Origin of the sequence: Rubrivivax sp. A210 (assembly GCF_904426505.1) — a bacterium.
Taxonomy (GTDB): domain Bacteria; phylum Pseudomonadota; class Gammaproteobacteria; order Burkholderiales; family Burkholderiaceae_C; genus Rubrivivax.
Map to the genome: position 1 here is coordinate 157879 of NZ_CAJGBN010000072.1, position 26813 is coordinate 184691.

Annotated in this window: 24 protein-coding genes and 1 pseudogene; 10 read left to right on the plus strand and 15 right to left on the minus strand. The window is 69.1% G+C overall.

Going from position 1 to position 26813, the window contains the following annotated elements:
• Positions 1-6 precede the first annotated feature (6 nt).
• The 7 genes from JMV16_RS24380 (at position 7) to JMV16_RS23870 (ending at position 6477) form a co-directional block, all read left to right on the plus strand.
• The gene (locus JMV16_RS24380; protein ID WP_236580680.1) at positions 7-417 is read left to right on the plus strand and encodes a hypothetical protein; all 411 of its coding nucleotides are present in this window, start codon (positions 7-9) and stop codon (positions 415-417) included.
• Between the two features lie 109 nt (positions 418-526).
• Positions 527-1231 (plus strand): head GIN domain-containing protein, encoded by a 705-nt coding sequence (locus tag JMV16_RS23845; protein WP_201496826.1) that lies wholly within the window; start codon positions 527-529, stop codon positions 1229-1231.
• Positions 1232-1390: 159 nt separating this feature from the next.
• Positions 1391-2062, plus strand: coding sequence for an AzlC family ABC transporter permease (locus JMV16_RS23850; RefSeq protein ID WP_201496869.1), 672 nt, complete (start codon positions 1391-1393; stop codon positions 2060-2062).
• Positions 2062-2394, plus strand: coding sequence for an AzlD domain-containing protein (locus JMV16_RS23855; protein ID WP_201496827.1), 333 nt, complete (start codon positions 2062-2064; stop codon positions 2392-2394). Before JMV16_RS23850 ends, JMV16_RS23855 begins: the two co-directional genes overlap by 1 nt.
• Before the next feature lie 43 nt (positions 2395-2437).
• Positions 2438-3631 (plus strand): phosphoglycerate kinase, encoded by a 1194-nt coding sequence (locus tag JMV16_RS23860; protein WP_201496828.1) that lies wholly within the window; start codon positions 2438-2440, stop codon positions 3629-3631.
• A gap of 95 nt (positions 3632-3726) precedes the next feature.
• Positions 3727-6042: an NADP-dependent malic enzyme gene (locus JMV16_RS23865; protein ID WP_201496829.1), complete on the plus strand. Its 2316-nt coding sequence runs from the start codon at positions 3727-3729 to the stop codon at positions 6040-6042.
• A gap of 120 nt (positions 6043-6162) precedes the next feature.
• Positions 6163-6477 (plus strand): hypothetical protein, encoded by a 315-nt coding sequence (locus tag JMV16_RS23870; protein WP_201496830.1) that lies wholly within the window; start codon positions 6163-6165, stop codon positions 6475-6477.
• A gap of 163 nt (positions 6478-6640) precedes the next feature.
• Here JMV16_RS23870 and JMV16_RS23875 read toward each other — a convergent pair whose 3' ends face one another.
• Positions 6641-10114, minus strand: a complete 3474-nt coding sequence (locus JMV16_RS23875; RefSeq protein WP_201496831.1) for a hypothetical protein — start codon at positions 10112-10114, stop codon at positions 6641-6643.
• Positions 10115-10676: 562 nt separating this feature from the next.
• Here JMV16_RS23875 and pyk point away from each other — a divergent pair.
• Positions 10677-12107 (plus strand): pyruvate kinase, encoded by a 1431-nt coding sequence (gene pyk, locus JMV16_RS23880; protein WP_201496832.1) that lies wholly within the window; start codon positions 10677-10679, stop codon positions 12105-12107.
• A 215-nt stretch (positions 12108-12322) separates the two neighbouring features.
• Here the strand turns inward: pyk and JMV16_RS23885 are convergent, their stop codons facing one another.
• A complete protein-coding gene (locus JMV16_RS23885) occupies positions 12323-12514 on the minus strand; it encodes a hypothetical protein (RefSeq protein ID WP_201496833.1) in 192 nt (63 codons plus the stop codon).
• A 3-nt stretch (positions 12515-12517) separates the two neighbouring features.
• Between JMV16_RS23885 and JMV16_RS23890 the strand changes: the two genes are divergently transcribed.
• The gene (locus JMV16_RS23890) at positions 12518-13651 is read left to right on the plus strand and encodes a hypothetical protein (RefSeq protein ID WP_201496834.1); all 1134 of its coding nucleotides are present in this window, start codon (positions 12518-12520) and stop codon (positions 13649-13651) included.
• A gap of 60 nt (positions 13652-13711) precedes the next feature.
• Here JMV16_RS23890 and JMV16_RS23895 read toward each other — a convergent pair whose 3' ends face one another.
• Entirely contained in the window at positions 13712-14722 is a 1011-nt protein-coding gene (locus tag JMV16_RS23895) for an STAS-like domain-containing protein (RefSeq protein ID WP_201496835.1), read from the minus strand.
• A 204-nt stretch (positions 14723-14926) separates the two neighbouring features.
• Between JMV16_RS23895 and fba the strand changes: the two genes are divergently transcribed.
• Complete coding sequence (fba, locus tag JMV16_RS23900; RefSeq protein ID WP_201496836.1) at positions 14927-15991, plus strand: class II fructose-bisphosphate aldolase; 1065 nt, start codon at positions 14927-14929, stop codon at positions 15989-15991.
• 50 nt (positions 15992-16041) lie between these two features.
• On the opposite strand, the gene JMV16_RS23905 is transcribed toward fba, so the two are convergent.
• The 12 genes and pseudogenes from JMV16_RS23905 to JMV16_RS23960 all read right to left on the minus strand — a co-directional run bounded on the left by JMV16_RS23905 (position 16042) and on the right by JMV16_RS23960 (position 26775).
• Positions 16042-16947: a carbohydrate kinase family protein gene (locus tag JMV16_RS23905; RefSeq protein ID WP_201496837.1), complete on the minus strand. Its 906-nt coding sequence runs from the start codon at positions 16945-16947 to the stop codon at positions 16042-16044.
• A gap of 53 nt (positions 16948-17000) precedes the next feature.
• Positions 17001-17840, minus strand: coding sequence for a DUF3426 domain-containing protein (locus tag JMV16_RS24385; protein WP_236580681.1), 840 nt, complete (start codon positions 17838-17840; stop codon positions 17001-17003).
• A 131-nt stretch (positions 17841-17971) separates the two neighbouring features.
• Positions 17972-18043, minus strand: a pseudogene (locus tag JMV16_RS24655) (MJ0042-type zinc finger domain-containing protein); the annotation flags it as partial.
• Positions 18044-18062: 19 nt separating this feature from the next.
• Positions 18063-18968, minus strand: coding sequence for a 50S ribosomal protein L11 methyltransferase (prmA, locus tag JMV16_RS23920; protein ID WP_201496840.1), 906 nt, complete (start codon positions 18966-18968; stop codon positions 18063-18065).
• On the minus strand, positions 18965-20314 hold the full coding sequence (accC, locus tag JMV16_RS23925; RefSeq protein ID WP_201496841.1) for an acetyl-CoA carboxylase biotin carboxylase subunit: 1350 nt from the start codon (positions 20312-20314) through the stop codon (positions 18965-18967). The genes prmA and accC overlap by 4 nt, the downstream gene beginning before the upstream one ends.
• Before the next feature lie 10 nt (positions 20315-20324).
• Entirely contained in the window at positions 20325-20774 is a 450-nt protein-coding gene (accB, locus tag JMV16_RS23930) for an acetyl-CoA carboxylase biotin carboxyl carrier protein (RefSeq protein ID WP_201496842.1), read from the minus strand.
• Positions 20775-21072: 298 nt separating this feature from the next.
• On the minus strand, positions 21073-21645 hold the full coding sequence (locus tag JMV16_RS23935) for a TlpA family protein disulfide reductase (protein WP_201496843.1): 573 nt from the start codon (positions 21643-21645) through the stop codon (positions 21073-21075).
• A complete protein-coding gene (locus JMV16_RS23940) occupies positions 21642-22226 on the minus strand; it encodes a hypothetical protein (RefSeq protein WP_201496844.1) in 585 nt (194 codons plus the stop codon). The genes JMV16_RS23935 and JMV16_RS23940 overlap by 4 nt, the downstream gene beginning before the upstream one ends.
• Before the next feature lie 58 nt (positions 22227-22284).
• Entirely contained in the window at positions 22285-23013 is a 729-nt protein-coding gene (mtgA, locus tag JMV16_RS23945) for a monofunctional biosynthetic peptidoglycan transglycosylase (protein ID WP_201496845.1), read from the minus strand.
• A complete protein-coding gene (gene aroE, locus JMV16_RS23950; protein ID WP_201496846.1) occupies positions 23010-23852 on the minus strand; it encodes a shikimate dehydrogenase in 843 nt (280 codons plus the stop codon). Before aroE ends, mtgA begins: the two co-directional genes overlap by 4 nt.
• Positions 23849-24706, minus strand: a complete 858-nt coding sequence (locus JMV16_RS23955) for an energy transducer TonB (protein ID WP_201496847.1) — start codon at positions 24704-24706, stop codon at positions 23849-23851. The genes aroE and JMV16_RS23955 overlap by 4 nt, the downstream gene beginning before the upstream one ends.
• A gap of 26 nt (positions 24707-24732) precedes the next feature.
• On the minus strand, positions 24733-26775 hold the full coding sequence (locus tag JMV16_RS23960) for a ribonuclease catalytic domain-containing protein (protein ID WP_201496848.1): 2043 nt from the start codon (positions 26773-26775) through the stop codon (positions 24733-24735).
• Positions 26776-26813 lie beyond the last annotated feature (38 nt).

The window sequence follows — 26813 nt, forward strand, 5'->3', positions numbered from 1 at the left end:
CCTTCCATGCGCTGCCCTGTCCGTCCCGTCACCCTCGCCGCCCTTGCGCTGGCCAGCCTGCTTGCTGGCTGCGACCAGCTCGGCATCGAGTCGGCCGCCGCCGTGGCCGCCAAGCGCGAGGCCGAGGGCAAGGCCATAGGTGCTGGCTGCCGCCACGCCGGGCGCTCGGTCGAGGAGTGCTACGACGGCAACAAGCGCGCCGACAAGGCCTCGGTGTTTGCCGGCTGGAAGGAAATGAACGAGTACATGCGCGAGAACAAGATGGAGTCAGCCCCGCGCGCCGCGCCGCCGCCACCAACGCCCACCGAGCACGCGGCCGATGGGGAAGAGGGCAAGGACGGCGCCAAGGCCGAGGGCAAGGCTGACGGTAAAGGCGCCGCCAAGCCGGCCGCCAAGGCCGCGGCGGCCAAGCACTGAGCTTGCGAGCGCAGCCTGTCGGCGCTGGCGGCAATCCGTCGCAGCCCGCTGTCACGCGATCAGCGCGGTGCGGCACAGTGCGCCCTCGCATCCCGGAAGGAAAGCCGCCATGACCGCTCTTCGCCGCGCCCTGCTGCGCATCGCTGCCCTCGGCCTGATCGCCGGCCTGCCCGCTGCCCATGCCGCCACCGAGGCGCGCACGCTGCCACCCTTCCAGGCCGTCGCGCTGGCAGGCTCCATCGACCTCGAGGTCAGCCAGGGCGAGACCCAGGCCGTGCAGGTACAGGCCGACGACAAGCTGCTGCCCGATGTCGAGACGGTGGTGGCCAACGGCCGCCACGGCGCCACGCTGGAGGTTCGCCTCAAGCCCGGGCTGCGCTGGTTCAGCGGGCGCGTGCGCGTGAGCCTGGTGCTGCCGCGCCTGCAGGCGCTGTCGTCCAACGGCTCGGGCGATATCCGCCTTGCGGCCTTTGAGACCCCGGCGCTGCACATCGCGCTCGCGGGCTCGGGCAACGTGCGGCTGGCGGGGCTGCGCACGGAGGCGCTGGAAATCGCCATTGCCGGTGCCGGCGACGTGTCCGGCAGTGGCCGGGCGACGCGATTGAAGGTGGGCATCTCGGGCAGCGGCGACGTGCGCCTGGCCGAGCTTGCCGCGGACGAGGTGGCGGTAAAGATCGCCGGCGCGGGCGATGTCGCCGTCAATGCGCAGCAGAGGCTGGACGTGCGCATCTCGGGCAGCGGCGATGTCAGCTACACCGGCGCGGCCGTGGTGAGCCAGTCCATTGCTGGCAGCGGGCGCATAACCCGGCGTTGAAGGCCCGGCGTTGAAGGCCGCCGCTGAAGCAAGCGGCCGTGGCGGCACGGCCACGGCAAGGCGGGCAAGGGCCGCGCAGGCGGTGACAATGGCGGCGTGACCGTCGCCCCCGCCGCGCCCGCTTGGCGCCATCCCGAGTTCGCCCGCGGCGCCCGCGAAATGGCGGGTACGGCCCTAGGCATCGCGGCCTGGGGCCTGATCACCGGCGTGGCGATGGGCAAGAGCGGGCTGCCGCCGGCGCTGATGGTGATGATGTCGCTGCTGGTGTTTGCCGGCAGCGCCCAGCTTGCCGTGCTGCCGCTGATGGCCGCTGGCGCGCCCCTTTGGGTCGTGTGGGCCACGGCGCTGTGCGTCAACCTGCGCTTCATGATCTTCAGCGCCCAGTGGCGCCCATATGTGATGGGCCGGCCGCTGGGCGAGCGCTTGTGCCTGGCCTATTTCGCCGCCGACCTCAACTTCGTGATGTTCCTGCGCCGCTTTCCCGAGCCGCGCCCCGAGCCCGCCCAACTGCCCTATTACTGGGGTGGCGCCGCCGCGAACTGGTTTGCCTGGCAGATACCGTCGATCAGCGGCATCTTCCTGGCCGATGCCGTGCCGGTGCATTGGGGCTTCGGCTTCGCCGGCACGCTGGCGCTGGTGGGCGTGGCGGCTTCGCTGCTGCACGGCCGGGCCACCGGCCTGGCCGGCGCCGTGGCCGGCTGCGCCGCGGTGGCCGCCTACGGCCTGCCCTTCAAGCTCAACATCGTGGTGGCCATCGCGGCGGCCGTGGCCATCGGCCTGCTGATCGACCACCACACGCGCGAATCCCCGGCCATGGACGACCGCACCTGATGATGGGCCTCTGGGAAGGCGCGATCGCCGTCGTCGGCCTGACGTTGATCACCGTGGTCACGCGCGGCTTCTTCTTCCTCTCCGAGCGCGAGATTCCCATCCCCGAATGGCTGCGCCAGGGCTTGCGCTATGCGCCGCTGGCGGCGCTGGCCGCGGTGGTGCTGCCCGAGGTGGTGATGAGCCAGGGCCAATTGATCAGCACCTGGCGCGACGCGCGCCTCTTTGCCGCCGCCGCCGGCCTGGCCTACTTCTGGTGGCGGCGCGGCATCCTCGGCACCATCCTCACCGGCATGGCCGTGCTGCTGCCGCTGCGGCTGGGCCTGGGCTGGTAGTCCGAACCTAGAATTCCCCCGCTATCCAAGACAGGAGAGAACCATGAACGTGCTCCGACTGGCCGATCTCGTTGCCCAGGGCCGCGTGGCCGGCAAGCGGGTCTTCATCCGCGCCGACCTCAACGTGCCGCAGGACGACGAGGGCCGCATCACCGAGGACACGCGCATCCGCGCCAGCGTGCCGGCGATACGCCTGGCGCTGGACGCCGGCGCCGCGGTGATGGTCACCTCCCACCTGGGCCGCCCCACCGAAGGCGAGTTCAAGCCCGAGGACAGCCTGGCCCCGGTGGCCGACCGCCTGGGCGAGCTGCTCGGCCGCCAGGTGCCGCTGCGCGACGGCTGGGTCGACGGCGTCGAGGTCGAGCCGGGCCAGGTGGTGCTGCTCGAGAACTGTCGCCTCAACAAGGGCGAGAAGAAGAACAACGAGGCGCTGTCGCGCAAGATGGCGGCGCTGTGCGACATCTTCGTGCATGACGCCTTCGGCACCGCCCACCGCGCCGAGGCCACCACCTACGGCATCGCGCAGTTCGCGCCCATCGCCTGCGCCGGCCCGCTGCTGGCGGCCGAGATCGACGCCATCACCCAGGCCCTGGCCAACCCCAAGAGGCCGCTGCTGGCGGTGGTGGGCGGCAGCAAGGTCAGCACCAAGCTGAGCATCCTGCAAAGCCTGGCGTCCAAGGTCGATGGCCTGGTGGTCGGTGGCGGCATCGCCAACACCTTTCTGCTGGCCGCCGGCCTGCCCATCGGCAAGAGCCTGGCCGAGCACGAGATGGTGGATGAGGCGCGCGCCGTCATCGCGGCCATGAAGGCGCGCGGCGCCGAGGTGCCCATCCCCACCGACGTGGTCACCGCCAAGAGCTTTGCCGCCGACGCCAAGGCCACCGTCAAGGCCGCCGCCGACGTGGCCGCCGACGATCTCATCCTCGACATCGGCCCCGAGACCGCGGCCCTGCTGGCGAAGAAGCTGATGGCCGCCGGCACCATCGTCTGGAACGGCCCGGTGGGCGTGTTCGAGTTCGACGCCTTCGCCCACGGCACCGAGACGGTGGCGCGCGCCATTGCGGCAAGCCCCGCTTTCAGCATCGCCGGCGGCGGCGACACGCTGGCGGCCATCGCCAAGTACAAGCTCGACCGCGACATCGGCTACATCAGCACCGGCGGCGGCGCCTTCCTCGAGGTGCTCGAGGGCAAGACGCTGCCGGCCTTCGAGATCTTGTCCAGGCGCGCCCAGGGCTGAGCGCGCGCCGCCTGCCCAAGTGGACACTGCGGAGCGAGAAACAGCGCGATCCGCAGTAGTCTGCCGCCATCCAACAATCCCAACAGGAGACCGCCGTGGCCCCCAAGCTCTCTGATGCCGAACAGGCGTTGCGCGAAGCCGCGCTCGAATACCACCGGGCGCCCACGCGCGGCAAGATCGCGGTCACGCCGACCAAGCCGCTGTCCAACCAGCGCGACCTGAGCCTGGCCTATTCGCCCGGTGTGGCCTATGCCTGCCTGGCCATCGAGGAAGACCCCTCGCTGGCCCACGAATACACCAGCCGCGGCAACCTGGTGGGTGTGGTCACCAATGGCACGGCGGTGCTGGGCCTGGGCGACATCGGCCCGCTGGCCGGCAAGCCGGTGATGGAGGGCAAGGGCTGCCTGTTCAAGAAGTTCGCCGGCATCGACGTCTTCGACATCGAACTGGCCGAGCACGACCCCGACAAGCTGATCGAGATCATCGCCGCGCTCGAGCCCACGCTGGGCGGCGTCAACCTCGAGGACATCAAGGCGCCCGAGTGCTTCTACATCGAGAAGAAGCTGCGCGAGCGCATGAACATCCCGGTCTTCCACGACGACCAGCACGGCACGGCCATCATCTCGTCGGCGGCGCTGCTCAACGGCCTGGAACTGGTGGGCAAGAACATCGGCGAGGTCAAGCTCGCGGTCTCGGGCGCCGGCGCGGCGGCCATCGCCTGCCTGGACGTGATGGTGGGCCTGGGCGTCAAGCGCGAGAACGTCTTCGTCTGCGACAGCAAGGGCGTGATTCGCGAAGGCCGCGAAGACTTCGCCCGCCTCGACGAGAGCAAGCTGCGCTACTGCCAGCGCACCGACAGCAAGACCCTGGCCGACGTGGTGAAGGACGCCGACGTCTTTCTCGGCTGCAGCGCCGCCGGCGTGCTCAGCGTCGAGATGGTTATGACGATGGCGGCCAAGCCCATCATCCTGGCGCTGGCCAACCCCGAGCCCGAGATCCGCCCCGAACTGGCCAAGGCCGCGCGGCCCGACTGCATCATCGCCACCGGGCGCAGCGACTACCCCAACCAGGTCAACAACGTCCTGTGCTTCCCGTACATCTTCCGCGGCGCGCTGGACTGCGGCGCGACCAAGATCACCGAGGCCATGAAGCTGGCCTGCGTGCGCGAGATCGCCGCCCTGGCCAAGGCCGAGACCAGTGACGAGGTGGCCGCCGCCTACCAGGGCCGCGAGCTCAAGTTCGGCCCCGACTACCTGATCCCCACACCGTTTGACGTGCGCCTGATCCTGCGCATCGCGCCGGCGGTGGCCAAGGCGGCCGTCGAGTCGGGCGTGGCCACGCGCCCCATCGCCGACCTCGAGGGCTATCGCGAGAGCCTGTCGCGCTTCGTCTACCAGACCGGCATGTTCATGCGCCCGGTGTTCGCCACCGCCAAGGCCTCCTGTTCCAAGGGTGCGGCGCGCGTGGTCTATGCCGAGGGCGAGGACGAGCGCGTGCTGCGCGCGCTGCAGGTGGTGCTCGACGAAGGCCTGGCCAAGCCCATCCTGGTGGGCCGGCCCGAAGTGGTGAAGATGCGCATCGAGCGTGCCGGCCTGCGCCTGCAAGTGGGGCGCGACTTCGAGATCTGCGACCCCGAGAACGACCCGCGCTTCCGCGAATACTGGGAAACCTACCGCGGCCTGATGGGGCGCGACGGCGTCACGCCCGAGGTGGCCAAGTCGGCGGTGCGGCGCAGCAACACGCTGATCTCGTCCATCATGCTCAAGCGCGGCGAGGCCGACGCGATGATCTGCGGCCTCGTCGGCCGCTACGACGGCCATCTTGAGCACATCCGCCACGTCATCGGCCGCAAGTCGGGCGTGCGCACGCTGGCGGCGATGAATGCGCTGATGCTGCAGGAGCAGACCCTCTTCATCACCGACACCTTCGTCAACGAGGAGCCCAGCGCCGAAGAACTGGCCGACATCGCGCTGATGGCCGCGGCCGAGGTGCGCCGCTTCGGCCTGCCGCCCAAGGTGGCCTTTCTCTCGCACTCGATCTACGGCAGTTCGTCGCGGCCGGCGGCGCGGCGCATGCGCGAGGCCAACGCGCTGTTCCGCGAGCGCGCACCGCACGACATTGAGAGCGACGGCGAGATGCACGGCGACGCGGCGCTGTCGGAAACGGTGCGCCGCGGCTACCTGCCCGAGACCACGCTGAGCGGCGCCGCCAACTTGCTGGTGCTGCCCAACCTGGACGCCGCCAACATCCTCTTCAACGTGCTCAAGATGACCGGCGGCCACGGCGTCACCGTCGGTCCCATCCTGCTGGGCGCGGCCAAGCCGGTACACATCCTCACGCCGTCGGCGACGGTGCGCCGCATCGTCAACATGACGGCGCTGGCGGTGGCCGACGCGGCCGAGGTCGACTGAGGGACGAGCGGGCTGGCGGGCAGGGGGCCGGGTCGGGCGCCGCCCCCCGGGCGCCCGCCCTGACGCCGCAAGGCCCCCCGCTATACTTGGGCTCCGTTTGAAACCTCGTGTGTAGCGAAGATGGTTGACCTGCTTGCCGCCTATCGCCACGTTTCGAACAACTGGCAGGAAATCCAATCCAGCAAGACCTGCGGCTGCTGCGCCTGCATGCAGATCTTTCCGCCTGACGAGATCGTCGCCTGGGCCGGACTGGAGATGGACAACTTCGACGACCCCGCCGCCATCGCCAAGCAGACCGCCCTCTGCCCGCGCTGCGGCAGCGAATCGGTGATTGGCGACAAGTCCGGCTTCCACCCCAGCATGCAGTTCCTGGGGGCGATGAACGAGGCCTGGTTTCAGCGGACGATCATCCGCAAGCCGAGTGCGAAGAAGTAGGGAGTGAGGGGCCGCGGGGCCGCATTGGGCGCGGCGCGGGTTCCGCGCTCTTGCGCCATGGGTGGGACATATCTTGGCGTCGGTTCCCAAGCCCAGGCCGTTAGAACGGGGCGCATGATTCGGCGCGCTTGAATCGTGTGTCGGTTTTTGTGGGCGGCATTCACTACTCGCCGATTTGCGCCGCGCTCAATGTCACATGCACATGATCATTGTGATCATTGCGAAAGATGACCTTTGCATTCGAGAAGCTTCCGCCAAAGTTCAAGGACTCCACTACCGATCCTGACGTTTCGAAGCGCGTGCGTGAAATAACTCCAGTGCGTATCAGCGCAGAACACCATCCTGCGGCGACTCCGCTTATCGGTGTGCCGCTGCAATAGATGATCTGCGCCACACTGTCGAGTTCCGCCAGTGCGGCAAGTCCATTCCGAGTGGCCGTGACCCAAGCCGCGACGCGGTTGTACGCCTGGATGGCCGCCTGTGGCGCCGGACTGGAGAGCAACCCGAATGCGCCAATTACATTGGTTTGCAACGCAAGGAAGTTCTGACCTCCGCTGCCGGCACCGGGAAAACGGTAGAAGTGAAAAGTATCGACGTCGGTGCCCCGACCGTGCGTATGGTGCCGGATATTGCGTCCGTGTTCGCCCGATATGTCATCGATTTCACGTATCAGTCCGGAGTTGGTCAGCAACCAACCATAAGTGCCGCGAGCGACCCAGTCGTCACCGCCCGCGTCGCGGCGGCCGTAGCGCGCGATGCCGTCAGGCATGCGCCACAGCGCTCTCTTGACGCCGACACTTTTTTCGTCCCGCAGATCGCCACCTTCGGCGGTGGTTGCTGTGACCATGAAGCGGTAGACGATATCGCGTGCAGGCGGGGGTTGGCTGGCCACAATGGATGCTGACATCTCATGCGTGACGCGCACTCGAAGTATGGCGCTGGTATCGTCCAGAGATATGACCTGCACCTCGGCAGAGCCTGGCGTCGCGTCCTGAAGCACGGTTTGCAATACCTCACCTGAACCGCTGCGCAGTTCCACACTCAAGTTTCTCAGTACCGACCTCGATGGTTTACTCACATCGATGTCGAAGGTGCGCTGAAGCAAGTTGCTCGCTGAGGGGCGAGGAATACTGTAGTAATTGCCATCGTTGGCGGCGCCCGGAATCGTGTCGGAACTGACGGCGCCAATCAACAAGGTCGCCGTCGATTCCAGCGTTGCCAATACCTCCGTCGCCAATCGGTCGTCACCGACGTTGACGCTGGTGGCGTACAGTAGCAGCGCGGTGTCGCTGGCAGCTGCCAGTGCCTCGACATCGATCTCGTGCTTGATCTCGTCCGTGGCTCCGTCGCCGCGCCATACCGGCTCTGTGGTCAACTGCGAATTGATTTGCCGCCTGATATCGAACAATAGCTCACCATCGGGCGCATGCACCGAGATGCCCCACACGTCATCGAATATGCTGTCTTGCAATACGAAGGTCGGATACTCATTCGTGAAGACAGAGTACCTCAGGGTCACCTTCTTCGTGCCCTGCCTGACTGGAAGTCGAGCAGCACCCTGCGCGATGACGTTACGCGCGGCACCCTCCGCCGCAACGGTGGCGCTGGTGGCATCGATCAAGGCCGTTGCTGGGGCCCGCAGCCGGGCAGGCTGCGCGGCTCGTGCAATGGCGGACCTGCGCGCAGCGAGCTGTTCCGAGGACAAGGTGGCGTGCTCGGCAGTTCGGCCGGTATCGATTCCCATCGCATTGATCGGGAGGGGCTGCATCGAAAGCGGCGGCACGTTGGCCAGGATGTCGGCTGGCCCGCGCAGCGTCAGGCGCACCATGGTGTCGCGAGTGATCGCAGCGCTGCCTGAGGCCACATACATCGTGGTGCCAGCGGATAGGCCGCCGCTGAAGCTGAGGTTGCCAGCGGGGACGTCGGGAAGCGCGATGAAGCCATTGGCGTCGGATTGGGTGACAAAGCGGACGTCGCTGTTGAGTACCGCGGCGGTGATGCGTACCCCCGCCAGTGGCAGGGCTTGGTTCGACGGCGGCGCGACCAACTGCACGCGTACCCGGTAGGCGGCCAGGTAGAAGGACGTGGAAGCGACATGGACGGCGCCAGCCAGGTCGGAGCCGCCCACCTCCAGTCTCAGCCGGCCCAGCTTGCCGGCCAGTGCCTGGATGAAGTCAGCACCGTTGGCTGCTGCACTGCCGTCGGCTTGCAGCGTGAACAGTTGGCCAAGGTTGCTGTAGTTGCCGCGAACGTCGACAAGGCTGACGTTGTCCAGGCTCACGAGCTTCACGGCTTTCTCATCCTTGAAGAAACGCAGCGTGACAGCGGCACTGCCGCGTGGCAGCACACGCTGCCGGACCTGCTCGATTCTCACCAAACTGCCGACACCTATTTCCTTGCCCTCGTCGACCACAATCTTCACCGGCGTACTCGACCCGGCGACGGTGGGTGGAAGCAGGCTGCTGCCGCCCTCATTGGGCGGACGCGTGACGGCAATGGTCCGGCTATCAGTGGGTGCCTGGATCGACAACTTCCCGGCGCCGTCAGTGATGCCTCGCACGACGCCGTCGACGCTGACTTCCCAGCCCGCCCCGACGGGCGTCTCGCCCGGGCCTGCGACTCCAGCCGGGTAGACCGCACTGACCACGATCTGCGCCGAATTGGCATCTGCGAGCCTGCGCCCATGCACGCCGAACACGGTTGTGCCCACGCTCTTTCCATAGGTGAGCAGTCGCACGACGGTGGACACCGATGCGCCCGGCGCCAGCGTGCCGGCCGGTAGCGGCAATGCGACGTAATCTGCACCTCCTGTCGTGCGGCCGTCGCTGTTGTACAGCGCGATCTGAGCCGGCGTGGCGGACTCCAAGGCCAACGCCAGCGGGCCGAGAAAGGTGTCGGTCGAGCAGTTGGTGACGGTGACCTGGGCGTCGAACGTACCGGTCGTGCGGTTGGGCACCAAACCACCACGTACCACCTGGACAGCGCTCGTCAGATTCTCGGCCTGGGCGCCTGCGGCCAACAGGATTCCGGCCATCAGCGCCGCGACACCTCGGCGGCCCAAGCGCAAACGCGCTAACCCCAGCACCAGCAGTGAAGCCAATGCCAGGTTCCATGCGCTTGGTTCAGGCACGGCAGCCATCTCTGTCGGCGTTGCGCTCCAGGATACGCCCTCGTCGGCTGTCGCATGGTAGACCGTCAAGTGCCCGCCGTTGGTGCCGTCCACGACCAGCAGCAACAAGGCATTGTTGCCGGTGGGGTCGTCGGTTTCCAACTGCGGTTGCCCTTCAGTGCCAAGCAACAAGATCGAGAAGCTGTCTCCGAACTCTTCCGCCTCTGGGGTCAGCGAGGTCGCATCGAAAACGAAGCTCAGGTTGTCCGTTCCGACGAACTCGACCAGCATCTCGCTGAATGGACTGGTGTCGCGCAGCACGAGGCCGGAGGCGAGATCGCCATCAACCGAACCGGCTCGTCGGCCTGCGCGCAGTGTCCCGTCGCTCGTGAAGTCACCCAGGACGATCTGATTGGCAGCAAGGCCACCGTTGATAAGGTCCAGTGCGAGGGCGCCCGACATCCCCGTGGCAAGCAGGCCGCTGGCCCGGAATCTCAGCGATCCGGCCTGCGCGGCACCAATCAGCATGCAGCAGAAGACCAGAATTCCGAGCCGGCGTATCCACGCGAAGGCAGGTTCACTACCCTGGCTGGTTTGGCGCGTTCGGTTCTCCTTCGGTGGACTCCATTCTTCACCTGGTGAACAGGTGGGTGTCTGCGACCGCATGACTCCTGCCGGAGTCTGCCGTACGGCTACCTGTCGCCACGTTCGAGCCAGGGCGCGTGGGTCATTGGCAATGGCAGGCAGTGCTTTGCTCCGGCCACACGCGCATCGAACTGCTGCTGCCCATCGACGGCTGCGCTTCTCTCCAGTACCGAATCTCAGGCCCATGAGCTTTTCCCTTCGCATCTGTCGAAGGCTTGAAATTCTGAAACTCGAATCGCAGCGCGCAAGCTGTCAGGACTGACAGTTGCCGGCCTTCGCCGATCTTCGCTAACCTGGAGGGTTTGCCTGTGCAAAAGGCCCTTCTACAGTGCGTGCCGAAGCTGCTGGCAACCGCCTGCGCCGCGCCACTTCCCCGTAACGCAGCCGTAACCCGCGCCGCCCTGCGGCGCCGATAATCGCGGCCCTACAACGAGGAGACTCCGTCATGACCCGTGCCACCAAGATCGTCGCCACCCTGGGCCCGGCGTCGAGCGACCCCGAGGTGCTCGAGCGCCTGCTGCGGGCCGGGGTTGACGTGGTGAGGCTGAACTTCAGCCATGGCAAGGCGCAGGACCACATCGACCGCGCGAACATGGTGCGTGCCATCGCCGCCCGCGTGGGCAAGCCGGTGGCGCTGATGGCCGATCTGCAAGGCCCCAAGATCCGCGTCGGCAAGTTCGCCGAAGGCAAGGTGATGCTCGAACCGGGCGCGGCCTTCGTGCTCGACGCCCAGCGCAGCGAGCCGGGCGACGTGCATTGCGTCGGCCTCGACTACAAGGAACTGCCGCGCGACGTGCGCCCCGGCGACACCTTGCTGCTCAACGACGGTCTCATCAAGCTGACGGTGGAGGCGGTGCGCGGCGAAGAGGTACATACGCGCGTGGTGCTGGGCGGCGAGCTGTCCAACAACAAGGGCATCAACAAGGCCGGCGGCGGCCTCACGGCGCCGGCGCTCACCGCCAAGGACATGGAGGACATCAAGACCGCCGTGGCCTTTCAGTGCGAGTACCTGGCTGTGAGCTTTCCCAAGAACGCCACCGACATGGAGATGGCGCGCCAGCTTGCCAACGTGGCCGGCGAGGCCACGCGCCACAAGCCGGCGATGATCGCCAAGATCGAGCGCAGCGAGGCGATTCCGCTGCTCGAATCCATCCTGCGCGCCAGCGACGGCATCATGGTGGCGCGCGGCGACCTCGCGGTCGAGGTCGGCAATGCGGCCGTGCCGGCGCTGCAAAAACGCATGATCCGCATGGCGCGCGAGATGGACAAGGTGGTCATCACCGCCACGCAGATGATGGAAAGCATGATCCTGGCGCCGGTGCCCACGCGCGCCGAGGTCAGCGATGTGGCCAATGCCGTGCTCGACGGCACCGACGCCGTGATGCTCAGCGCCGAGACGGCGGCCGGCAAGTACCCGATAGAGACGGTGGAGCAGATGGCGCAGATCGCGCTCGAGGCCGAGCGCGCCGAAGATGTGTCCATCGAGACCGACTTCACCAACAAGAAGTTCGGCCGCATCGACCAGAGCATCGCGATGGGCGCGCTCTTTACCGCCCACCACCTGGGCTGCAAGGCCATCATCGCGCTCACCGAATCGGGCTCGACCGCGCTGTGGATGAGCCGCCACAACATCAAGGTGCCGATCTACGGCCTCACGACGCAGCAGAACTCCGAGCGCCGCATGACGCTGTACCGCAACGTGCGCCCGCTGCTGATGCCCAAGCTGACCGACCGCGACGCCGCGCTGGCGATGGCCGAGTCGCTGCTGGTCGAGCGCGGCGTGCTGCGCCCCGGCGACACCTATGCCATCACCTGCGGCGAGCCCATGGGCTATCCGGGCGGCACCAATATGCTGAAGGTCTGCCAGGTGAGGTAGCCTTCGGCGCCTCGGATGATCGGGTCCGGGGCGGGCCCGTTTTTGCCAGAGGCCGCAGGCAGGGGGCGGCGCCAGAATCGGTTCGATACTGTCCACCGCGCGCCCGGCGTGTCAAGCGTGCGATAGTTTGCACTCCGTCGTGCCGAAGTGGCCGTGAAGCGTCCGTCGCTGGGCCTGACGGCTTTCGGGCCTGACAATGGGACGGGCTGATCGCGTCAGCTCCGCCGCGCAATCGCCTTGCGGGCGTCCGTCGGCACAAAATAGAACCAGCATGCGGCGAACCAAGGAATCTGGACGGATGCAAGAACTTTCGGGTCGGATGGCGCAATTTTCCGGCGCCTCCTGATTCGGCGCGGGCCATGGGCGAAGTCGTTGCTGCCGCGCTTGTCCTTGGGCTCGACGTCCATGGATTGGCGGTCGCCCGCGCGCTCGCCGATGCCGGCGTCGCCACCTATGCGCTGGACGCGAACCCCAAGATCCCGGGTGCTGCCACCAACCGCGTGCGGCAGATATTCCGCGTTGCCGAGCTTTCAGGCGAGGGGCTGATCGCGTCGCTGGTCGAATTGCGAGCGCGCCTGCCGCAGGACCGCGAGATCGTGCTGATGCCGATCAACGACCGCCAGGTCGAGACCATCGCCCGCCATCTTGACCGCCTGGTGGCGCTTTACCGCATTTCCTGGGCTGATCGCGCCGAGACCATCGTCAAGCTGCAGCGCAAGGATCTCCTGGAGCGCTTGAGCCTGGATCGCGGGCTGGCCTATCCGCGCTCGCAGATCGTGGGCGCCGACACGCCTGCCGACTTCGCGGCCGGTTTCCGTTTCCCCGTCATCCTCAAGCCGGTGCGCCCGCTGTCGCGCTTCAAGACGCTGCTGGCCGCGGACCGGCAGGCGCTGGAGGGCTTGCTTCGCGAATGCGCCGCCGATCTCCCGGTTCTGTGCCAGGAGTACATCGAGGGTGACGACACCGCCATCTACTTCGGCGTGTTGATGCTTGATCGCGGCCGTGTGCTGCACGGCATGACCGGGCGCAAGCTCAAGTCCTTTCCGCTGGCGCGCGGCCAGGCCACGGTGTGCGAGACGGTGGACGAGCCTGAGGTGCTGCGGCTGACCGAGCAGTTCTTCGACGGCATGGGTCTGTCCGGGCCGGTTTCGCTGGAAACCAAGCGCGACACGCGGGGACGGCACTGGACGATAGAGCCGACCATAGGGCGAACGGACTTCTGGGTCGACGTCTGCATCCGTGCCGGCTTCAACCTGCCGCTGATGGAGTACGAACTGGCCGCGGGCCTGCCGGTCACGCCGCCGGCGCCCCAGACACCTTGCGTCTGGTACGACACGGAGCGCGACGCACTGGCCTATGCCGAGCTGTGCTGGCGCGAGAAGACCCTGCGGCCGCGCGGCAAGCGGCAGGCCTTCCCCTATTTCGGCTCCGGCGATTGGCGCCCGGTGCTGCGCGCCACCCTGCAGTCGTGCGGCAGGATCGCGGCCGGCGTCGCCAAGCGCGCCCGCCTGCAATCGCTGTTCAGGCCTTCGCCGGCACCATGATCCGCTGAACGGCTGCCCGCGGGCCCCCGAGCCCGGAATTGCGCGCCGCCTGCGCCGCTTTCAGGCGCCCACGCTGCCCACCATCGCCGCCACCTGCGGCGCCATCCCGGTGGGCCGCAGGTCCAGCCCTGGATGCTGGTTGCGGAAGACGCGGAACAGTTCGTCGGCGAAGCTGTGGCCGACCTCGGCGATGCCGGTGAAATCGATCTCGGCGCGGCGGAACTGCGGCAGGCGCGCGGCCACGCGCTTGGCGTCGGCGCGCGAAGCCAGCGTGGCCCCGCCGATCAGCTGCAGCGGCACCACGGTGGTCTCGAAGCCGTAGCCGGCGCCGTCCACGCTGTGGGCGCGCAGCACCGCGTCCAGTGTGCGCGGTGTGTCGAGCTGCAGCGCCAGGTAGACCGAGGTGCCGTCCTGGGTGGCCGGACGCGCCGCATGCCAGCTGCGGCTGTCCCAGCTGCGGCACTGGAAGGCGGCTTGGTTGGCGTGGATGTCGAAGACATCGGCCAGCCGCGAGGTGAAATACAGGCCGTGGCCGAGATGAGCTGCGGGCGTGCTCGTGAGCTTGCCCTTGCTCAGCTCGAACATGGCCAGCAACGGATCGGCGATGGCGAAGTCGCGTCCTATGCGCTCGAAGAGGCCGCAGCCGTCGTCCGAGACCAGCAACTGCAGCTGCAGTGGCGTCTGCCGCATGGAGATGGTGACACTGCCGCCGCCGCTGTGGTCGATGGCATTGTTCAGCAGCTCGGTGTAGGCGTGCTGGGCCATGCGCTGCACCGTGGCGGGCAACGCAAAGCAGGGCGCGAAGTCCTGGCGCCAGGGCAGGTCTTCCTGTAGGCCCGCCAGCGCGTAGCGGCGCACCACCTGGCGCAGCGGCCCTGGCAGCCAGCGCCGGCGGCGGGCCGGGCCCTCGGCCACCAGCCACTGTGCCGCCTGCAGGCGCGCCAGCAAGGCATGAGCATGGCGGCGGCCGATGGCAAGCCTCTCCATCAGCTGGGCTGGCAGCGTGTCGCCGTGGTGGACGGCCCCGGCGGTGATCCATTGCGTGAGCGGGGCGAGTTCTATGCGTGCCATGCGCGGCCTCGTCTGCGGCCGAATTCAAGGCGGCCGGGCGCAAAGTGTGGCGAACCGCGGCCGCGCGCCACGGGCGGAAAAGCGGGGCCATCGGCAGCCAGTTCCGGGCCAGGACGCGGATGCCGGCCTGGGGCGAGGCCTAAAATCGCGCGGCTTTATCCGCCGAACACCCCGCCGACCCCCTCTTACCGCCCGGAGCCCGCCATGCCCCTCGTCTCGATGCGCCAACTGCTGGACCACGCCGCCGAAAACGGCTACGGAATCCCGGCCTTCAATGTCAACAACCTCGAGCAGGTGCAGGCCGTGATGCAGGCCGCCAGCGAGACCGGCGCGCCGGTCATCCTGCAGGCCAGCGCGGGCGCCCGCAAGTACGCCGGCGAGAGCTTCATCAAGCACCTCATCCAGGCCGCCACCGAGGCCTATCCGCACATCCCGCTGGTCATGCACCAGGACCACGGCACCAGCCCCAAGATCTGCGAAGGCGCCATCGGCCTGGGCTTCGGCTCGGTGATGATGGACGGCAGCCTGCGTGAAGACGGCAAGACGCCGGCCGACTTCGCCTACAACGTCGACGTGACCCGGCAGGTGGTGGCGATGGCGCACAAGGTGGGTGTCACCGTCGAAGGCGAGCTGGGCTGCCTGGGCAGCCTGGAGACCGGCGAGGCCGGCGAGGAAGACGGCGTCGGTGCCGCCGGCAAGCTGGACCACAGCGCGCTGCTGACCGATCCCGAGGAGGCCGCGCAGTTCGTCAAGGCCACGCAGCTCGACGCGCTGGCCATCGCCATCGGCACCAGCCATGGCGCCTACAAGTTCAGCCGCAAGCCCACGGGCGACATCCTGGCCATCAGCCGCGTCAAGGAGATCAACCGGCGCATCCCCAACACCCACCTGGTGATGCACGGCTCGTCCAGCGTGCCGCAGGACCTGCTGGACATCATCAACCAGTACGGCGGCAGGATGAAGCAGGCCTACGGCGTGCCGGTGTCCGAGATCCAGGAAGCCATCAAGCACGGCGTGCGCAAGGTCAACATCGACACCGACATCCGCATGGCGATGACCGGCGCGGTGCGCAAGTTCCTGGCCGAGAACCCCGAGAAGTTCGACGCCCGTGAATGGCTCAAGCCGGCGCGCGAAGCGGCCTACAAGGTGTGCAAGCAGCGCTACCAGGAGTTCGGCTGCGAGGGCCAGGGCGCCAGGATCAAGGCGCTGACGCTGGTTGAAGTGGCGGCGCAGTACGCAGGCGGCCAGCTGGCACAGACGGTGCAGTAAGCCCCGGGGCGGCGGCGCCCGGCCCCCGGACCGCCGCTACCGGGTTCTGCTCAGGCCGCGGCCAGCACGCCTTCCAGGCTGTGGTTCTGCGGCCCGCGGCAGGCGATCTTGATGGCGCCGACGCGGTTGCCCAAGGCGACGCTGCGTTCCAGGCTCCAGCCGCGCTCCAGGCCGTAGAGCAGGCCGCCGCGGAAGGCGTCGCCGCAGCCGGTGGGGTCGACCACCTCGGTCGCCGCCACGCCCGGCACAAGGGTGCGCTGGCCCTTGATCCACAGCTCGCAGCCCTCGGCGGCGAGCGTGACGATGATGCCCTTGAGGTGCGACTCGGACATCATGGCCAGCGATTGGCCGGTGCGTTCGCACAGCATGCGGGCCTCGTAGTCGTTCACCGCCACCCAGCTGGCCAGGCCTATGAACTCGCGCAGTTCGGCGCCGTCGAACTGCGGCAGCTGCTGGCCCGGGTCGAAGACGAAGGGAATGCCGGCCGCGTGCATCTGGTTGGCACGCCGCCACATCGCCTCGCGGCCGTCGGGCGCCACGATGCCGATGGCCAGGCCGGCCGGCAGCGGCGTCGCGATCAGGTGGGCGTTGTTCATCGCGCCCGGGTGAAAGGCGGTGATCTGGTTGTTGTCGCGGTCGGTGATGATGATGGCCTGGGCCGTGTGCAGCTCGGGGTCGCTGTGGACCAGGGCGGTGTTCACGCCCCATGCATCGAGGCGGGCGCGGTAGTCGCTGCCGTCGACCCCCAGCGCCGCCATGATCACCGGCTCGCCGCCCAGCAGGCGCAGGCTGTAGGCGATGTTGCCGGCGCAGCCGCCGAACTCGCGCCTCATGGTCGGCACCAGGAAGGACACGTTCAGGATGTGGACCTGCTCGGGCAGGATCTGGTCGGCAAAGCGGCCGGGGAAGGTGGTGATGGTGTCGTAGGCGAGGGAACCGCAGATCAAGGCGGGCATGGCTGCTCCGGGTGAGGGTATGAGGGCTTGGGCCTGGCGGTGGCGGGCGCCGCTCAGGGGTAGAAGAGTTCTATCGTGTAGCCGACGATGGTCTCGGGCGCCGCGCCGCCCGGCGTGGCCGCGGCCTGCAGCGTGGCCTGCAGCGCGAGTTCGCGGCCACCGGCCAGGGTGGTCTGGGGCAGGCCGGTGTCGGCCACCCGCACCACCTTGCGCGCGACCACGCGGCCCTGGCTGTCGGTGAGCGTGATGTCCAGCGCCGGCAGCGCCAGTTCGATGGCGGCGCGGTTGCGCAGCACCACCGACAGGCGGTAGAGGCTGCTGCGCTCCACGCGCACAAGGCCGCTGCTTTCCACGGCCAGGCTGTCGATGGCGCGCACCGGCTCGACGCTGCAGCCCAGGGTGGCGCAGGCCTGCAGCAGCAGGGGGCGCACCGCCGGCAGCCGCGCGGCGGCGAGGTCGCGGTACTCGTAGCCGGCCTGGGCCGCCAGCGCAACGGCGCCCAGCAGCGAGACCAGCACCAGGGCGGCGCGCACCGGAGGCCGCCGCCAGCGCTCGGCGCGCTCGGCCTTGACGACGAAGGACGGCCGGTCGCCAGGCTCGGCGCGCGGGTCGTCGTCGGCGGCGAAGTGCAGCGACGAGTGGGGGCCTTCGCGTGCGGAATCGGGTTCAGGCTCGGGGTCGGGCGCTGTCAGGGGCCGGTCGACCGAGGGTGCGACGAACTCAACCGGCGGACCTTCGTCATCGTCGCGGGCCGAGAAGGCTCGCTCGATGGCGCTGCGCCCGGCCGGCGGCGGTGGTGCGTCGGCCCAATCCGGTGTCGGCGTCGCGGGAGGTGGCGGCGGCGAAGGCGTGGGAGGCGGCGGGGGCAGCGGCGCGAAGCGCGAGATCGGCATCGGCTGCGACGTCGTCGTGCGCCCGCCGGGCTCTGCGCTGGCGCCGGCTCGCCGGTCTCGATGTCGGTGAGCGACTGCGAGGCGTCGAAGACCTCGGAGCAGCGCCCGCAGCGCACCCAGCCCTCGGACACGCGCAGCTGATCCGGCACGACGCGGAAGACGGTGCCGCAGGCGGGGCAGCGGGTGGCCAGTCCGGAAGTCATGGCGGGCAGGGTGCGCGGCTCAGAGCGGACGGCGGGCCGTCATCAGCACCCAGCCGTCTTCGCGGTCGGCCACCGCCAGTGCCAGGCCCGTGGCGCTGGCATAGGTGGCGGCGATGTCATCGGCCTGGCGCTCCAGGATGCCGGCCAGCACCAGCCAGCCGCCGGGGGCGACATGGCCGGCCAGCAGCGGCGCCAGCAGCTTGAGCGGCATGGCCAGGATGTTGGCCAGCACCACGCCGTAGCGGCCCTGGGCGCGCTCGGGCAGGCCGGGATCCAGCGCGACGCCGTTGCGCACTGCGTTGTCGCGCGTGGCCAGCACCGCCGCGGGGTCGATGTCGACCGCGTCGACCGCACGCGCGCCGACCTTGAGCGCGCCAATGGCCAGGATGCCCGAGCCACAGCCGTAGTCGAGCACGCGTGTTAGGTCGGCATCGGCCGCATCGCAGCGCGCCAGCCAGCGCAGGCACATGCGGGTCGTCGGGTGGGTGCCGGTGCCGAAGGCCAGGCCGGGGTCCAGCCGGATGACCTGGCGCGCGCCGGGCGGCGGCTCGTGCCAGCTCGGCACGACCCAGAACTCGGGCGTGATCTCCACTGGCGCGAACTGCGATTGCGTCAGCCTCACCCAGTCCAGCTCGGCCACCGCCTCCAGCGCCTGCAGGTGCAGGCCGGCATCAAAGTGACGGGCCAGCAGCAGCGCCGAGGCGGCTTCGGCCGCGGCCTCGGTCTCGAAGAGGGCGCGCAGCGTCGAGCGTTCCCAGCCCGGCGCCGGTGCGGCCATGCCGGGCTCGCCGAACAGGGCGCGCTCGGCCGTGGTGCCGGCGTCGGCGTCCTCGACGCTGACCGAGAGCGCTTCCAGCTCGTCCATCAGCAGGTCGGAGACGGCCTCCACCAGCGCCTCGGGGGCGCGCAGCACCAGCTCGATCACCGCCGGTGCTGGCCCAGCCAGCCTTCCAGGTAGTGAATGCTGGTGCCACCTTCGATGAACTTGGCGTCGACCATCAGCTCGCGGTGCAGCGGAATATTGGTCTGTATGCCCTCGACCACGGTCTCGGACAGCGCCGTGCGCATGCGCGCCAGCGCCTGCTCGCGGGTGTCGCCGTGGCAGATGATCTTGCCGATCATCGAGTCGTAGTTGGGCGGCACGAAGTAGTTGGTGTAGACGTGCGAATCGACGCGCACGCCGGGCCCGCCAGGTGCGTGCCAGAGCGTGATGCGGCCGGGCGAGGGCGTCAGCTTGAAGGCGTCCTCGGCATTGATGCGGCACTCGATGGCGTGGCCGCGCATCGCGATCTGGCGCTGGGTGAAGGGCAGCTTCTCGCCGGCGGCGACGCGGATCTGCATCTGCACGATGTCGATGCCGGTGACGAGTTCGGTCACCGGGTGCTCCACCTGTACGCGGGTGTTCATCTCGATGAAGAAGAACTCGCCGTTCTCGTACAGGAACTCGAAGGTGCCGGCGCCGCGGTAGCCCATCTTCTTGCAGGCGGCGGCGCAACGCTCGCCGATCTTCTCGATCACGCGGCGCGCGATGCCGGGAGCTGGCGCTTCCTCGATGATCTTCTGGTGGCGGCGCTGCATGCTGCAATCGCGCTCACCCAGCCACACCGCGTTGCGGAAGGTGTCGGCCATGATCTGGATCTCGATATGGCGCGGGTTCTCGAGGAACTTCTCCATGTAGACCTGCGGATTGCCGAAGGCCGCCCCGGCCTCGGTGCGCGTGGTCTGCACGGCGTGGATCAGCGCCGCCTCGGTGTGGACGACGCGCATGCCGCGCCCGCCGCCGCCGCCGGCGGCCTTGATGATGACCGGGTAGCCGATGGCACGCGCGATGCGGATGATCTCCTTCGGGTCATCCGGCAGGGCGCCCTCGGAGCCCGGTACGCAGGGCACGCCGGCCTTGATCATGGCCTGCTTGGCCGCGACCTTGTCGCCCATGGTGCGTATCGATTCGGGCGAGGGGCCGATGAAGACGAAGCCGCTCTTTTCCACCCGCTCGGCAAAGTCGGCGTTCTCGCTCAGGAAGCCGTAGCCGGGGTGGACGGCCTCGGCGTCGGTGACCTCGGCCGTCGAGATGATGGCCGGCATGTTGAGGTAGCTCAGGGCGCTGGCCGCCGGGCCTATGCAGACCGCCTCGTCGGCGAGCTTGACGTACTTGGCTTCGCGGTCGGCTTCGGAGTAGACGACCACCGACTTGATGCCCATCTCGCGACAGGCGCGCTGGATGCGCAGGGCGATCTCCCCGCGATTGGCAATCAATATCTTCTTGAACACGGCCCGCCGCCTATTCGACGATGAACAGCGGTTGACCGAATTCGACCGCCTGCCCGTTCTCGCACAGGATGCGGCTGATCTTGCCCTCGCAGTCGGACTCGATCTCGTTCATGATCTTCATGGCCTCGATGATGCACACCGCCATGCCTTCCTTGATGGCGTCGCCGACATCGACAAAGGCCTTGGCCCCCGGGCTGGCCGAGCGGTAGAAGGTGCCGACCATGGGTGACTTGATCACGCGGCCGGCCGGTTCCGGCTCGGCCTCGGGGGCGGCCGGGGCCATCACCGGCCCGGCCGGCAGCGGCGCGGCGGCGGCCAGCGGCGCTGGCGCGTAGGCCAGTGGGGCCGCATGGCCGGCCTTGACGATGCGCACCTTGCCCTCGGCTTCGGTGATCTCCAGTTCGGAGATGTTGGACTCCGACACGAGGTCGATGAGGGTCTTGAGCTTTCTCAGGTCCATGGGGCGGGGTTCCTCTTGTTCGTGCGGCGTCGGCCGCCGCGGCGGAGGGTCGCTGCCCGCCGCTGCTGCGGCGCTGCAGGTTGCGCCGGCAATCTGGCGACAACGGTGACCATCCTTGCTTTTCTTGGGCTTATCTGTGGCTGTGTCTTGCGGTTGCGGGCAGGTGTCCTGGGCTGGGGCCTGAGGCCCGAGGCCATGCTTCTTGTTCAGGGCCTCACGGTAAGTTCTGCAGCGATCAGTGGACTTTACGCCTTTTTATGAGCTTTTCGATGCTGCTGGCGGCAAACCGCATCAGGCACTAAAACTCCGCCGCCCAGGCCGTCAACTCGGCGAGATGGGTCTGGCCCAGGCGGCGCTTGACGATCTCGCCCTGGCGGTTGACCACGACCGTGAAGGGTAGCCCGCCCTTGTCGTTGCCCAGCTGGCGGGCGAGGTCCGTGCCCTCGAATCCGGCCAGGCCGATGGCATAGCTTACCGGCGCGCGAGCCAGGAATTCTCGCACCGCCTTGGCATTGTCCAAAGCCAGGCCGACGACGTGCCAGCCGCGTGCTGCGTGTTCGCGCTGGAACTGGTCGAGCTCGGGCATTTCCTTGACGCAGGGCACGCACCAGGTGGCCCAGAAGTTGATAAGCAGCAGCTGGCCGCGCAGCGACTGCATCACCAGCTCGCCGCCACCCGGCTGAGGCAGGCGGGTCTGCCACAGCGAATCGGGCGCCGGCTCGCCGCGCGGGCCGGGCTTGGCGCCAGGCGCGGAGGCTGCCGCAGCGGGTGCGGTGGCGGCGGCCGGCTGTTCGCCGGCCTGGCGCCAGGCCAGGCCGGCCAGCGCGGCGGCGGCACCGGCGCCGCCGAAGATCCACAAGCGTCTGTTCATGCGTTCTCCGCCATCAGGCGTTGCAGCGCGGCGAGGTCGCCGCGCCAGGGCCGGCCACGCGCATCGGGCTTGAGCGCGCCGCGCTGATCGTCCAGGTCGTGCAGCATCAGGTGTACGGTCACGCTCTCGCCGAGGGGGGCGCTGGGACTGGCCACGGTCAGCACCTCCAGCGGCTCGCGGCCGGGGCGGTCCAGCGAGCCGGTGTCGAAAGCCACGCCGGCATTGATGAGGGCGATCTCGGCCGCCTTGGGGTCGTCGCAGTAGAGATCCAGGTGTACTGCCGACAGGCGCGTGGCCGTGCCGCGCCAGACCGCGCCCGACAGATGCGGGCGCCAGGCGGCCAGCCGCTCCATCCACAGCAAGGCCACTTCGCGCAGCGCCGCCAGCTCGGCCGGCTGGGTGTCGGCCATGAAGAGGTCGATGTGCTCGCGCACCGCGTCCTCGATCTCTTCGTTGGACGGCAGCTCGGCGCGCCGGCCGAAGGCCCGCGCGGCACGGCGCTTGGCGGCGCCGTACTCCATGCCCTCCTCGGCCACCAGGCGGGCCGCGCCAGCGGCGATCTCGAGCGCTTCGCCACTCACTGGACTACCCTCCGCGCTTCGCGCTGCGGGATGAGCGCTCTGGAACGGCCACGCGCGCTCATGGCAGCTCCACCGCGCCCATGCGCGCCATCACGGTGGCGGCGCGCGACACCACATAGGCCGAGCCCGGCCGCTTCTCGAAGCGCTTGGGCGCCGGCAGCATCACCGCCAGACGCGCCGCCGCCTCGGGGCCCAGGCGGGCCGCGTCGACGCGGAAATAGTGGCGCGCCGCGGCCTGGGCGCCAAACACGCCCTCGCCCCATTCCACATGATTGAGGTAGATCTCGAGGATGCGCTGCTTGCCCAGCAGGCCTTCGAGCAGCAGCGTCAGCACGAACTCCTGCGCCTTGCGCAGCACGGTGCGCTCGCCGCTGAGGAAGAGGTTCTTGGCCAGTTGCTGGGTGATGGTGGAGCCGCCCACCAGCTTGGGCGGGCGCGCGCCCGGGCGCTGCACCACGCGCTGCTCGGCGCGCTGGTTGCGCGCCCAGGCCTTCTCGATGGCGTCCCATTCGACGCCGTTGTGCTCGGTGAAGCCGGCGTCCTCGCTGGCGATGACGGCGCGCTTGAGCGGCGTGGCGATGGCGGCGCCGGCCACCCATTCCTGGGCCCAGGGCAGGCGGTGCTGCTCGGAGAGGATGCGCCAAGCCTCGCTGCGCTGGAAGGCGGTGGATTCCGGCGCCACCCAGCGCATGGCCGCAATGCGCAGCGCGAACACGATCTGCAGCGCCAGCGTACACAGCAGCAGCAGCGCGGCGATGCGGCCGGCCTCGCGCAGCAGCCGCTTCATTGGCCGGCCGCCATTGCGGCGCGCAGGGCCGCCAGCACCGGCGCCGTGTGGGGCATCACGCCGCGCCACAGCGCAAAGGCTTCGGCCGCCTGCTCGACCAGCATGCCCAGGCCGTCGCGCGGCTCGGCGCCGTTCGCGCGTGCCCAGTCCAGAAAGGGCTGGGCGGCGGGGCCGTACATCAGGTCGACCGCCAGCGCGCCGGGGGCCAGCACCGAGGCCGCCACCGGCACGGCCGCGCCCTGCAGGCTGCTGGCGCTGGCGTTGATGACGACGTCGAAGCCGGCGCCGGGCGTCTGCAGTGCCACGGCCTCCAGCACGACATCGTGCAGCCGCGCCCAGGCGGCATGGCGTTCGACGAGGGCCAGCGCCTTGTCGATGCTGCGGTTGGCCACGACGATGCGGGCCGGCCGCGCGGCGAGCAGCGGGCCCAGCACGCCGGCCCCGGCGCCGCCGGCGCCGACGAGCAACACCTGCGCGCCGGCGAGCACGCGGCCGGCGCCTTCTTCGATGTCGCGCACCAGGCCGATGCCGTCGCTGTTGTCGGCCAGCCAGGCCTCGCCGTCCAGGCGCAGCACATTGGCGGCGCCGGCCAGCGCGGCACGTTCGCTCAGGCGCGGCGTCAGCGCCAGGGCCTCGAACTTGAAGGGCACGGTGACATTGCAGCCGCGCACGCCGGCGGCGGCCAGCGCGCGCACGGTGTCGCCAAAGCCATCGAAGGGGCAGAGCACGCGCTCGTAGACCAGGTTCTGCCCGGTCTGGTGGGCGAACTCGGTGTGGATGAAGGGGCTGCGGCTGTGCGCCACCGGGTTGCCGAGGACGGCGTAACGATCAGGTGTCATCGGGTCTCTAGCTGCTGGGTGGCCAGGCCTTCGTCGCGCGTGAAGCGGAAGCGCGAGGTCACGACGATCTGCTCCGCCTGCGCGCGCATGGCCGCGCTGAAGGGGCCGAAGGGCGAGGCCGCCCGCACGATGGCCACGGCCTGCTGGTCGAGCCGGCGCGAGCGCGAGGCGCGCACGATCTCGGCCTCGACGACGCGGCCATTGGCGTCCACCGTGACGTTCATGGTCAGCTCGCCGTAGAGCTTCTTGCCGTTGAACTCGGGGAAATCGCGCGTGCCGCGCTCCTCGATGCGGCGGCGCAGGCCGTCGTAATACAGGGCATAGACCTCTTCGCGCGTGGCCGGGCTGATGTAGCGCTTCTTGGGCCGCGCATTCTCGTCGTTGACGCGCTTCTCGATCTCGGCCAGCAGGCGCAGCAGCTGCTTGCGGCGCTCGTCCTGGTCGCGCTGCTGCGGGTTGCCGTTGTCGCGCCGCGCTTCGGGCGCCGGCAGCAGCGCGATCTCGCGCCGGATCTGCGACAGCAGCTGCTGCTGTTCCTGCTGCAGCTGGTCGATGCGGCGGTGGGCGTCGTCGGCCGATTCGCCCAGCTGCATGGTCGCCGCCGAAGGCAGCGGCGAGGTCGCGCGGCCCTTCAAGGCCTCGCCGCCGCCGGCCAGGTTGGCCTGCGCGATGGCCTGGGCCTTGAGCGGCACCTCATTGCTGCGCGCGTTGACCAGGATCACCTCCAGCGGCGTGTCGCGGAAGGCACGGTTGAAGCGCTCGGGGTCGACGAAGCGCACCGTCAGCAGCGCGCCGTGTACCGCCGTCGAGGCCAGCAGCGCCCAGTGCATCGCCGAAAAATCGCGCCAGTTCATGCGGGCTCTGCGTCAGGCTCGCGGTTTCAGGCCGGTGCGGCCATGCCGGCGGCGTCGGCCGCATCAGCCCCCGGCTCGGCGATGTCGATGGCCAGCTGCAGCGTGCCGGGCGCCTCGGCGGCCTCGTCGTCTTCGGCGGCTTCATCGGCAATCGCTTCCGCCGCGGCATCCAGGCGCTGGGCGAGCGAGGCGTGCAGGTCCAGCGTCAGCAGGTCGATGCCGGTGATGCGGGCCGCGATGCGGGCGCCGCGCGGCAGGCTGTCGGTGCCGGCGACGCGGAAGACCAGGGGCAGGGTCTCGGCGCGCACGAGGCCGTCGCGCATCACCGAGGCTTCCAGCTCGGCGACGCCGTTCTGCTCCAGCCAGCGCAGCGTCCAGTAGCGCTCGATGCCCTGCTGGAAGCCGTTGTAGGCGCTGTAGGCGGCGTCGAAGGCCGAGATTACCGAGAACAGCGCCGCGTCCTTGGGCTTGAAGGGCGCGGCCAGCGCCGCAGTGCGGCCGTGGCGGGCGCAGGCGATGATCTGCCACTGGTTGGCGAGGTCGACATAGCGGCGCAGCGGGCTCGTGCTCCAGGCGTATTGCGGCACGCCCATGCCGGCATGCGGCGCCGGCTTGGTGCCCATGCGCACCTTCACCCCCGGCAGCAGGCTGGCCTGGCTGCGGTAGATGGCGGGCACGCCGTGCTCGGCCAGCCAGCCGCCCCAGGTGCAGTTGGCCAGGATCATGGCCTCGGCGACGATCAGGTCCAGCGGCGCGCCGCGCTGGCGGGTGCTGATCTGAACCGTCTCACTGCCCGCGGGCTCGCCCTCGTTGCCTTCGAGGCGGAAGTTGTAGTCGGGCCGGTTGAAGTTCTCGGGCTTGCCGCGCACCACCTCGCGCCGCGCCTTCAGCTCGCGCGCCAGGCGGAAGGCAAAGGCCAGTTCGGCGGCAAAGGGGTAGGCGGCCGGCGCGCTGCCGGTGAGCGTTGCTTCGGTGACCACGCCGTCGAGCTTGTCGTGGCGCAGGTTGGCGGCGATGGGCACGCGCTCGATTCGCGTCTCGCTGGCGCGGATTTCCAGCGTCGCCTCGTCGAAAGTGACGTAGAGGCTCAGCGCCGGGCAGTCGCGGCCCTCGCTCAGCGTGTAGGCCTGCACCACGTCATCGGGCAGCATGGTGATCTTCCAGCCCGGCATGTAGACGGTGGACAGGCGTTCGCGCGCCACCTTGTCCAGCGCCGAATCGGGCGTGATGGCCAGGCCCGGCGCGGCGATGTGGACGCCGAAGACCACGGTGCCGCTGCCCAGGCCCTGCACCGAGAGCGCGTCGTCGATCTCGGTGGTGGCCGAGTCGTCGATGGAAAAGGCCTGCACCGGCGCGGTGGGCAGGGTCTCCTTGATGGCCGGTGCGGCCAGCGCCGGGAAGCCGTGGCCGCGCGGAAACTGGTCGAACAGAAAGCGCCGCCAGTGGAACTGGTAGGGGCTGGCGATGGCGCCTGCCGCCACCAGCAGGTCCAGCGGCGCGCGCTGGGCGCGCCGCGCGGCCTCGACCACGGCCTTGTACTCGGGGCCGTTCTTGTCGGGCTTGAAGAGGATGCGGAAAAGTTGTTCGCGCACCGGCTCGGGGCAGCGGCCAGCCTGCAGCTCGGTGGCCCAGGCCTCGATCTGTGCCGCCACCTGCTTCTTGCGTTCGATGGCCAGCAGGGCGGCCTTCACCGTCTCTTCGGGCGCCTTCTTGAACAGGCCCTTGCCGAGGCGGCGGAAGTAGTGCGGGGCGTCGAACAGGCACAGCAGCGCGGCGGCCTGCTGCTCGGCGCCGGCCTTGGCATCGAAATAATCGCGCGCCAGGTCGGCGAAGCCGAACTCGGCCTCGGGGGCGAACTCCCAGGCCAGGTCGAGGTCGATCTCGGCGGCCAGCGCCTGGGCGCGTGCCATCAGCTCGGCCGGGGCCGGCTTCTCGAAGCGCAGCATTACGTTGGCCGTCTTGACCTTGACGCGCTTGCCCGAGTCGAGCTCCACCTGCACCGAGGCCTCGGCCTCGGACATCAATCGGCCGGCGTGGAATTTGCCGGCGTCGTCGAACAGTGCATACATCGGCCGGATTGTCGCCGCTGGCGGCCGGCCGACGCCGA